The sequence below is a fragment of the Cellulosimicrobium composti genome, from assembly GCF_010287905.1.
In the GTDB taxonomy this organism is placed as follows: Bacteria; Actinomycetota; Actinomycetes; order Actinomycetales; family Cellulomonadaceae; genus Cellulosimicrobium; species Cellulosimicrobium composti.
In genome coordinates this window covers 20,152-30,148 of the sequence record NZ_JAAFAN010000054.1, presented here as the reverse complement: position 1 = coordinate 30,148, position 9,997 = coordinate 20,152, and the positions used below count along the sequence as shown (strand labels likewise).

Sequence of the window (9,997 nt, the reverse complement as noted above, 5' to 3'; positions counted from 1 at the left end):
CTCGTGGGCTCGGTCATGTGTATAAGAGACAGGCCCGGCGCCGCGCCGCAGGCCGGACGCGCGGCCCGGGCCGCCGTCGCCCGGGCGCGTGACGTGCTGGCGGACGACGCGTCCTGGTGGCGGACGCGGTCCGCCGTGCCCGCGCTGGCCCGGGAGCTCGACGCGGTCGAGCGCGCGCTCGACGCGACGGGTGCGCCACGCACGGACGCCGCGCCCGCGGCCCGCACGACCCTGCGCGCGCAGGCGCGGTCGAGGGCGTCGGGCCCCTGGCGGCTCCCCACGGCGCGCGTGGGCGTGGCCGGGGTGGTCGCGTGTGCGGTCGCCGTCGTCGCGGGGCTCGGGCACGCCGCGTGGGCGACCATGGGCTCGACCGCCGTGCTCCAGGGCGACTCGGCGCGCCACGCCGTCGTGCGCGCGCTCCAGCGCGGCGCCGGGACGGTCGCGGGCGCGCTCGTCGCCTGGCCGCTGCTCGCCGCGCCGCTCGGCTTCTGGGGGACGGCCGCCGTCGTCGTCGTGCTCCAGACCGTGACGGAGACGATCGTGGGGCGCCACTACGGCGTCGCGATGCTCACCATCACGCCGATGGCGCTGCTCATGACGTCGCTCGCGCACCCCGCCGACCCGTCGGCGCTCGCGCTCGACCGCGCGCTGGACACCGTCCTGGGCGCGATCGTCGGCGTCCTCGCCGTCGTCCTCGTGCACCCGCGCCGCTCGGCTAGACCTCGATCGACTCCAGCATCTCCGTGACGAGCGCCGCGACGGGCGAGCGCTCGGAGCGCGTGAGCGTCACGTGCGCGAAGAGCGGGTGGCCCTTGAGGGCCTCGATGACCGCGGCGACGCCGTCGTGCCGCCCCACGCGCAGGTTGTCGCGCTGCGCGACGTCGTGCGTGAGGACCACGCGCGACGACTGCCCGATGCGCGACAGCACGGTGAGCAGCACGTTGCGCTCGAGCGACTGCGCCTCGTCGACGATGACGAAAGCGTCGTGCAGCGAGCGCCCCCGGATGTGGGTCAGGGGCAGCACCTCGAGCATCTCGCGGTCGATCACCTCGTCGAGCACCTGGGGCGAGACGAGCGCGCCGAGCGTGTCGTAGACCGCCTGCGCCCACGGGTTCATCTTCTCGGACTCCGAGCCGGGCAGGTAGCCGAGCTCCTGCCCGCCCACCGCGTACAGCGGCCGGAACACGACGACCTTGCGGTGCTGTCGGCGCTCCATGACGGCCTCGAGCCCCGCGCACAGCGCGAGCGCCGACTTGCCGGTGCCCGCGCGGCCGCCGAGCGAGACGATCCCGACGCTCTCGTCGAGCAGGAGGTCGATCGCGACGCGCTGCTCGGCGGAGCGGCCGTGGAGGCCGAACACCTCGCGGTCCCCCCGCACGAGCTGCACGTGCTTGTCCGCCGTGACGCGGCCCAGCGCGGACCCGCGCGGCGAGTGCACGACGAGCCCCGTGTGGCAGTGCAGCGGTCCCGCGGCCTCGACGACGGCGGGGTCGAGGGTCGCGAGCTCGACCGACTCGTGCTCCCACAGCGCCGCGGCCTCGGCGTCCGTGAACGAGATCTCGGCCATGCCCGTCCACCCCGAGTCGACCGCGAGCTCGTGGCGGTACTCCTCCGCGCGCAGCCCGACCGCCGACGCCTTGACCCGCATCGGCAGGTCCTTCGACACCACGGTCACGTCGTGGCCCTCGGCGGCGAGGTTCGCCGCGACGGACAGGATCCGGGAGTCGTCGTCGCCGAGGCGGAACCCCGCCGGGAGGACGCTCGGGTCCGAGTGGTTGAGCTCGACGCGCAGGGTCCCGCCGACGTCGCCCACCGGGATGGGCGCGTCGAGGCGACCGTGCCTGACGCGCAGGTCGTCGAGCATGCGCAGCGCGCTGCGCGCGAAGTACCCGAGCTCCGCGTGGTGACGCTTCGCCTCCAGCTCGGTGATCACGACGACCGGGAGGACGACGTCGTGCTCGGCGAACCGCCCGATGGCGCGCGGGTCGCTCAGCAGGACCGAGGTGTCGACGACGAATGTCCGGCGGGCGTCGCCCCCGCCGTCGTGCGGGGTGGGGGTGGGTGAGGTGCGGACCACGAGGGCTCCCCTCCGGCGCGCGGGCGCCGTTCTCTCTCTGGGCGAGGCGGGCGACCGGCCGTCGGGCCGTGGGTGCCACGGCTCAGCAGCGCCGGTGCCGGCCCTCCTGAGCGGAGCGTGAACCCCATCGGCTGGCCTCCCGGAGGACGGCGGTGGTGCCGTCCGTCCCCTCGAAACTACGCCCGTGTGATTCGGGTCACCAGCCCAGACACGCCCGCCGGGCGAGGTTTAACCCGGCGTTCACGTCCCCGTCCCGCGGTCAGTGCTCGACGTGCCGCGCCGACATCGCGACCGCGCACACGAACCCGAGGACGAGCACGGCCGCGGTCACGGCGAGGGTCTGCCCGACGGCGGTCGCGAACCCCTGGTGGAACGCGGCCGTCGCGGCCTCGCCCACCTGGCGCGCGACGTCGTCGGGCACGCCGGCCGGGAGGTCGAACGACCCGCCCGCGCCGGCCTGGAGCGAGCCCGCCCCGGAGAAGCCCTCGACGAACGGCCCGCGCACCTGCTCGGGGAGCGACGCGGCGGCCTGCCGCGCGGCCGCGGGGAGCTCGACCGCGAGCCGCGCGGTGAGCGTCGCGACGATCGCGGCCGACCCGATCACGCCGCCCACCTGGCGCGTGGTGTTGAACGCGCCGGCGCCCGCGCCCGCGGTGCGCTGGTCGAGCCCGGAGGTCGCGAGGTTCGCGAGCGGCGAGAACACGCAGCCCGTGCCGATGCCGAACAGCGTCATGGGGAGCACGACCGTGACGACCGGCACCTCGGGGCGGACGACCGCGGCCAGCCAGCCGATCGCGACCGCGAGGACGCCGAACCCGGTCGCCACGACCCACTTGGCGGGCACGCGGTCGGACAGGCGGCCGGCGAGCGGCGCGACGATCCCGGACACGAGCGACCCCGGCAGGTTGACGAGCGCGGCGTGCAGGGGTGACAGGCCGAGGATGGACTGCAGGAAGATCGTCAGCGGGAAGAAGATGCCGATCATCGCGAACGACACGGACATGCCCGCGACGTTCGCGAGCGAGAAGTTGCGCGAGCGGAACAGCCGCAGCGGCAGCAGCGCGCCGTCGCCGAGCCGGCGCTGCCACAGCACGAAGCCCACGAGGACGAGCACGCCCGCGCCGATCACGCCCCACACCGTGACGGGCCCCGCGATGGTCCCCCACGCGTACGTCTCGCCCTCCTGCAGACCGAACACGAGCGCGAAGAGACCGACGACCGACAGGACGACCCCGACGACGTCGAACGTGCGCTTGTTCGTCGCGAGGCGCGGGAGCCGCACGAGCGCGAGCCAGAGCGCGACGACCCCGACCGGGACGTTGACGAAGAAGATCCACTCCCAGCCCCACGACTCGACGAACAGGCCGCCGAGCAGCGGCCCGGCGATGGTCGCGACGCCCGCCGTGGCGCCCCACAGGCCCATCGCCGCGCCGCGCTGCCGGGGCGGGAAGACGCGCGTGATCATCGCCATGGTCTGCGGCGTCATGAGCGCGGCGCCGACGCCCTGCACGACGCGGGCCGCGACGAGCATGCCGATCGAGCCGGAGAGGCCGCACCACGCGGACGCGAGCGTGAACACCGCGAGCCCGACGACGAACACCGGCTTGGGGCCATACCGGTCGCCCAGGCGGCCCGCGAGCAGGAGCAGCACGGCGTAGGACAGCAGGTACGCGCTGTTCACCCAGCCCACCGCGACGAGCGACGCGTCGAGCTCGGTCTGGAGCGTGGGGACGGCGATGTTCACGATCGTGGTGTCGACCATGATCATGAAGAAGCCGAGGATCAGCGGCGGCAGGATGCTCCAGGCGCTGCGGCCGTGGAGGTCGACGAGGGGCACGACGCGCGAGCCGGGGCTCGCGGTGGCCGGTGCCGCGGCGGCGCCGCCCGGGGCGGGAGTGGTCACGAGGTCTCCTGAGGTGGGGTCGTGCGGTGGCGGAAGGCGGGCGCGGGCTCGTCGGTCCAGCTCAGCGCGCCCGACCCGAGGTCGGCGATCGTCGCGTCGAGCCAGGCGATCTCGGCGTCGGTCTGGTGGAGCTCGTAGTAGGCGTCGAGCACGAGACGACGCGGGAGACCGCGTGCGACCACGGCGTCGAGGCGCTCGCGCTGCCCGGCGACGGCCGCGGCGAGCGCGGCCCGGCGCTCGCGCAGCAGGGCGAGCGCGTCGTCGAGCGGGAGGTCGTGCACGAGCGCGAGGCCGACGGGGAACGACGGGTGCTCGGGCGGAATGTCGCGCACGAGCTCGCGCGTGCGCGCCTCGTGCGCCGCGACCCCCGCGGGGGTGATCGCGTAGACGGTGCGCTCGGGGCGGTTGCCGTCGCGGTCGACGCCCGCGCGCTCGACGAGCCCGTCGCGCTCGAGGCGGTCGACCGCGTGGTAGACGGCGCCGGGGTTGAGCCGCACGAGCCGGTCGTCGCGCCGCTTGCGCAGCCGCACGAGGATCTCGTAGGGGTGCATCGGCTCCTCGCGGAGCACGGCGAGCACGAGGGTGGCCGCGGGGCTCAGTCGTGGTGCGGGCACGGTCCTCCTCTCCGGGCTCGGGTGCCCGGCGCCGCCGGGACCGCGTCGGCGGCCCGGTCGTGGCGGTCCGGGGAGACGGGTCGGATCGGCCCGCACGGAATATTCCGACTGGAATATACGCGCTCGGCTGCGCCGTGTCGACATCCCGGCGTCCGGCCCGACGGCGGACGGGACACGGGCGGCGGGCGGGCGTAGCGTCGTCGCCCATGAGCGTCTCCGAGCTCCTCGACCTCGACGCGACGGCCCTGGCACGCTCGCTGCGCGCGGGCGACGCGTCCCCCGCCGACGTCCTCGACGCCACGCTCGACGCCGCCGAGCACGTCGGCGCGGCGGTCGGCGCGTTCACGACGCTGGCGCCGGACCTCGCGCGGACGCAGGCACTCGCCGCGGAGGCCGCCCTCGTCGCCGCGCGCCGCGACGGGACCGTCGACGAGCCCGGCGCCCTGCCTCCGTTCCTCGGCGTCCCGTGCCCGGTCAAGGACCTCACGACGGTCGCGGGCGTGCCGATGCGCGCCGGGTCCGCCGCGATCGACCCGTTCCTCCCGCCGGACGACGACGGCGTCGTCACGCTCCTGCGCGCCGCGGGCACGGTCATGCTCGGCAAGACCTCGACGCCGGAGCTCGGCCTGCCGTGCTACACCGAGCCCGACGTCGGGCCGACCGCCCGCACGCCGTGGGACCTCGCGCGGTCCGCGGGCGGGTCGAGCGGCGGCGCGGCCGCCGCGGTCGCGGCGCGCGTCGTGCCCGTGGCCCACGGCAGCGACGGCGGCGGGTCCCTGCGGATCCCGGCGAGCGCGTGCGGGCTCGTGGGGCTCAAGCCCTCGCGCGGCCTCGTGAGCCCCGGTCCGTACGGGGTCGACGGCGCGGGCCTCGCGACGCACGGCGTCCTCACGCGCACGGTGCGCGACGCCGCGGCGTTCCTCGACGTGCTCGCGCACCCCTGGCCGGGCGACGCGTTCACCGCACGCCGGCATGCGGCACCGTCGGGGCGACCGCTGCGCGTCGGGCTGCTGCTCGACCCGGTGATCGCCGCGGACGCGCCCGTCCACCCCGCGTGCGCCGGCGTCGCGCGCGCCACCGCGGCCCTGCTGGGCGAGCTCGGGCACGACGTCGTCGAGATCCCGCCGCCCTTCGCGGCCGAGCGGTGGGACGCGTTCGCGGCCCTGTGGTCGGTCGGCGCGCTCCAGGCACCGGTCCCGCCCGACCGCGAGCACCTGCTCGTCCCCCTCACGCGCTGGCTGCGCGAGCGTGGCCGCGCCGTGAGCGGGCTCGCGTACGCGACGGCGCTGGCCGAGGTCCAGCGGCTCGCGCGCGACGTCGCCGCCGCGTGGGAGGGTGTGGACGTCGTGCTGTCCCCCACGCTCGCCCAGCCGCCCGCGCTCGTCGGGAGCCAGCGCCTCGACGACGACCCGGCGGGCGACTTCGCGGCGCAGACCGCCTTCACGCCCTGGACGAGCGTGTGGAACCTCACCGGCCGGCCGGCGATCTCGCTGCCGCTGGGCGAGGCGCGCGTCGCCGACCCCGGGCACGCGCAGCGCACCGTCCCCGTCGGCGTCATGCTCGGCGCCGGCCACGGCGACGACGCGCTCCTCCTCGACCTCGCGGCGCGCCTCGAGGAGGCCGCCCCCTGGTCCGACCGCCGGCCGGTGCTCCCGTGACCGCGTACGTCGCGCTGCTGTTCGCGGTGAACGTCGGCGGGCGCAAGGTCCCGTCGACCGCGCTGCGCGACCTCGCGGGCGACCTCGGCCTCGCGCACGCCCGCACGGTCGTCAACAGCGGGAACCTCGTCGTCGCGCCGGGGACGTCGGGGGCGTCGTCGCCCGACGACGTCGCGCGCCTCGTGCGCCGGGGCGTCGCCGAGCGCTTCGACGTCGACACGGCGGTCGCCGTGCTCACGGCCGAGCGCCTGCGCAAGATCGTGCGCGGCAACCCCCTCCCCGACGACGCCGAGGAGCGTCCCGCGGCCCTCCAGGTGCTCGTCGGCGAGCACCCGGTCGACCCGGACGCCGCCGCCGCGCTCGAGGGTCGCGACGGCACGGAGCGCGCGGTCGTCGCGAACGGCGTCCTGTACGTCGCCTACCCCGACGGCATCGGCCGCTCGAAGCTCACGACGCCGGTCCTGTCGAAGGCCGCCGGGACCCCGGTGACCGGACGCAACTGGAACACCGTCACCCGCCTCCTCGCCCTCGCGGAGGAGACGCCCGGCTGACCGACCGGAGGCGTGACGCGCCGCACGCCCGACACCTGCCGCGTGCGCGATGCGGGTGACGCCGTCCGCACGGATGATCGTCATCCGGGCAGGTCGGTCGCGAGAGGTGCCCACCGCGTAGGATCGAGGGCGGTGTGCCGGGAAGTCTGGTCGGCCACGGCTCGCGTGCGCGGACCGTGCGACACGTCAGCGACCCCAGGAGCACGATGACCCACGCCCCCCTGCCCTCCGGCCCCTCGGCCGCCCCGTCCGCCGCGCCCGCGTCCTCGTGGCGCGCTCGGCTGCGCCGATGGGCGAGCCGCGAGACCACGGGCGGCGCGCTGCTCATCGGCGCGGCGGCGCTCGCGCTCCTCTGGGCGAACTCGCCGTGGCGCGACACGTACACCGCGCTGTCCGAGACGGTCGTCGGGCCGGCCTCGCTCGGCCCGCTGCCGCTGCACCTGGACCTCACCCTCGGGGCGTGGGCGGCCGACGGCCTGCTCGCGATCTTCTTCTTCGTCGTCGGCGTCGAGCTCAAGCAGGAGTTCGTCGCGGGCAGCCTGCGCAGCCCGCGGCAGGCCGGGGTGCCGATGCTCGCCGCCGTCGGCGGCATGGCGGTCCCGGCGCTGATCTTCGCGGCCGTCGTCCTGCTCGCCGGCGACGACGGCGCGCTGCACGGCTGGGCGATCCCCACGGCCACGGACATCGCGTTCGCGCTCGCCGTGCTCGCCGTGTTCGGCCGCGGCCTGCCCGTCGCGATCCGCACGTTCCTCCTCACGCTCGCCGTCGTGGACGACCTGCTCGCGATCGTCGTCATCGCCGTCTTCTACACCGCCGACCTGCGCGTGGGCCTGCTCGGCCTCGCGCTCGTCGCGGTCGCGCTGTTCGCGGTCCTCGTGCGCGCGCGCCGCACGCGGTGGTGGCTCCTGCTCCCCGTCGCCGTCGTCGCGTGGGTGCTCGTGCACGAGTCCGGCGTGCACGCGACCATCGCGGGCGTCCTGCTCGGCTTCACCGTCCCGGCGATCGCGGTGCACGGCGAGGCGGAGTCGCGCACGCACCGCTTCGAGCACACCCTGCGCCCCTTCTCGCAGGGCGTGGCCCTGCCCGTCTTCGCGTTCTTCGCCGCGGGCGTCACGTTCGTGGGCGGCGGGACCGAGGTGCTCGGCCAGCCCGTCGTCCTCGCGATCGTGCTCGGCCTCGTCGTGGGCAAGCTCGTCGGCGTGCTCGGCACGACGGCGCTCGTCACGCGGCTCACGCCGCTGCGGCTCGCGCCGGGCATCGGGGTGCGCGACCTCTTCCCCGTCGGCCTCCTCGGCGGCATCGGGTTCACCGTGTCCCTCCTCATCACGGAGCTGTCCTTCCCCGACTCGACGCACACCGACGGCGCGAAGATCGCCGTCCTCGCCGCGTCGACGATCGCCGCCGCGCTCGCCGGCGTCGCGCTGCGCTGGGACGCCCGGCGCGCACGCACGAACGACATGAACCTCGACGACCTGCCCGACGACGTGACCGACCTCATCGGCGACGAGAAGGACCGCCTCGAGCACTGACCGCCGCCCGCGTCAGCAGGCGGCGGCGACCTCGAACCGTCCCGGCACGACCTCGCGCAGCGTCGTGACCGTCGCGTCGCCGAGCCCGAGGTACGCGAGCGAGCCCACGGCGTAGTACGGGTTGTACGGGTTCACGCCGTAGGAGACCGCGCGGCCGGCCGCCTGGTGCTGCGCGTTGGTCGCCGTCCCGCACCACGGCCCGGTCGGCGACTCGACCGTCACCGTGACCTGCGTCGTGGCCGCGTTGCCCGCCGCGTCGACCGCGCGCGCCGCGAGCACGTGCGAGCCGGCGGGCAGCGCCGTCGTGTCCCAGTCGTGCGCGTACGGCGCGGTCCGCAGCGTGGCGAGCGCCGCGCCGTCGACGCTGAGCTCGACGCGGCCCACGCCGCGGTCGTCGGACGCCGCGACCTCGACGCGGGCGGTCCCGGCGACCGTCGCACCGTCCGCCGGCGACGCGATCGCGACCGACGGCGCCGTGATGTCCGGGTCGGGGTCCGTCCCCGGGTCGCGGTCGACGCGCCGGTTGGTGGCGAAGAGGAAGTCGGTGAGGTACGCCGGGTAGTCGACGCTGTTCGTCGAGACGTACGACCCGCCGGGGCCGCCGCCCGCGGGCCACGCGTGCGCGAGCCCCGTGTTCCGGATCAGCGAGACGCGCGGGCCGTCGGCGTCGGACCAGAGCGAGCCCGAGCCGGCGGTGTTGGTCCCCGCGAGCCCGGCGAGCGAGAACGACGACGTCGTCGTGGCGCCGTAGAGGTCCGCCATGACCTGGGCGTTGAGCGTCCCGTACCCGGTCGCGACGGTCGTGTCGGCGCTGCCGAACACGACGGACGTCACCTGCGTGTCGAAGCCCGCGGCGTGGGACCCGGCGAAGGTGCGGCACGTCGAGCGCGCCTGGGCGAGCGACGTCGCGACGCTCCCGATCTGGCCCGACGTCGTGCCGACCGTGGGCCCCGCGGCGATCCCGACGCCGGCGAACACGTCGGGTGCGAGGCACCCCATGACCATGGCCTGGCCGCCGCCCGACGACAGCCCGCTCACGTACACCTGGTCCGGGTCGATGCCGAGGGACGGGTCCGCGAGCAGCGCCGAGACGAGGTCGAGCAGGTTGTCGTCGTGCCGCGCGGGGTTCGTGCGGCTGTGGTTCGTGTCGTAGTAGTCCCAGCACCCGAGCAGGACGCCGCCGTTCGGCGCGGCGGGGATCGCGACGACCATCCCGTGCTCGTCCGCGGTCGCGGCCCAGTTGCCCGCGTTCTTCAGCACCTGCGACGTCTGGACGCAGCCGTGCAGCGAGACCATGAGCGCGCGTCCGCCGGGCAGGGCGGGAGCCGTCGTCGGGCGGTAGAGCTCGACCGTCATGCCGCCCGCCGTCCGCTGGGACCACGAGCCGGCGGCCGAGGCCGCGGGCGCCGTCACGAGCGGGGCGAGCAGGACGGCGGCCGCGGTGCCGAGGGCGAGGGCGGCGCGGCGGGCGCGCCGCGCGAGGGAGTGCCGGACCATCTGTACCTCCACGTCGAGGTCGGGTCACCGGCCGCGCGGAGCGCGGCCCGCGCGCTCCGTCGCGCGCCGGACCCGGGCGGACCGGACGTTACGTGTGACCTGAATCACCTGTCAACATCTCGTACCGCGCACGGTCCCCGCGTCGCGACCCCGCCGACACGGCACCGG

General features: G+C 75.9%; 8 protein-coding genes. 4 read left to right on the top strand and 4 right to left on the bottom strand.

The window, feature by feature from the left end; all coding sequences use genetic code 11:
• The coding region (locus tag GYH36_RS14725; protein ID WP_203231891.1) for an FUSC family protein at positions 1 to 747 on the top strand (747 nt) is incomplete at its 5' end.
• Here GYH36_RS14725 and phoH2 read toward each other — a convergent pair.
• The 3 genes from phoH2 to GYH36_RS14710 form a co-directional block, all read right to left on the bottom strand.
• Positions 716 to 2,077, bottom strand: a complete 1,362-nt coding sequence (phoH2, locus tag GYH36_RS14720) for an RNA 5'-3' helicase PhoH2 (RefSeq protein WP_024841090.1) — start codon at positions 2,075 to 2,077, stop codon at positions 716 to 718. The genes GYH36_RS14725 and phoH2 overlap by 32 nt on opposite strands.
• Positions 2,078 to 2,336: 259 nt before the next feature.
• Complete coding sequence (locus GYH36_RS14715) at positions 2,337 to 3,980, bottom strand: DHA2 family efflux MFS transporter permease subunit (RefSeq protein WP_312028653.1); 1,644 nt, start codon at positions 3,978 to 3,980, stop codon at positions 2,337 to 2,339.
• On the bottom strand, positions 3,977 to 4,594 hold the full coding sequence (locus GYH36_RS14710; protein WP_024841088.1) for a PadR family transcriptional regulator: 618 nt from the start codon (positions 4,592 to 4,594) through the stop codon (positions 3,977 to 3,979). Before GYH36_RS14710 ends, GYH36_RS14715 begins: the two co-directional genes overlap by 4 nt.
• A gap of 206 nt (positions 4,595 to 4,800) precedes the next feature.
• On the opposite strand from GYH36_RS14710, the gene GYH36_RS14705 reads away from it, so the two are divergent.
• From GYH36_RS14705 to nhaA, 3 genes are all read left to right on the top strand, one after another.
• A complete protein-coding gene (locus GYH36_RS14705) occupies positions 4,801 to 6,252 on the top strand; it encodes an amidase (RefSeq protein WP_162290218.1) in 1,452 nt (483 codons plus the stop codon).
• A complete protein-coding gene (locus GYH36_RS14700; protein WP_024841086.1) occupies positions 6,249 to 6,803 on the top strand; it encodes a DUF1697 domain-containing protein in 555 nt (184 codons plus the stop codon). The genes GYH36_RS14705 and GYH36_RS14700 overlap by 4 nt, the downstream gene beginning before the upstream one ends.
• Before the next feature lie 206 nt (positions 6,804 to 7,009).
• Positions 7,010 to 8,332 (top strand): Na+/H+ antiporter NhaA, encoded by a 1,323-nt coding sequence (gene nhaA, locus GYH36_RS14695; protein WP_024841085.1) that lies wholly within the window; start codon positions 7,010 to 7,012, stop codon positions 8,330 to 8,332.
• 12 nt (positions 8,333 to 8,344) lie between these two features.
• On the opposite strand, the gene GYH36_RS14680 is transcribed toward nhaA, so the two are convergent.
• Complete coding sequence (locus tag GYH36_RS14680) at positions 8,345 to 9,829, bottom strand: extracellular catalytic domain type 1 short-chain-length polyhydroxyalkanoate depolymerase (protein ID WP_246209430.1); 1,485 nt, start codon at positions 9,827 to 9,829, stop codon at positions 8,345 to 8,347.
• Positions 9,830 to 9,997: the final 168 nt, after the last annotated feature.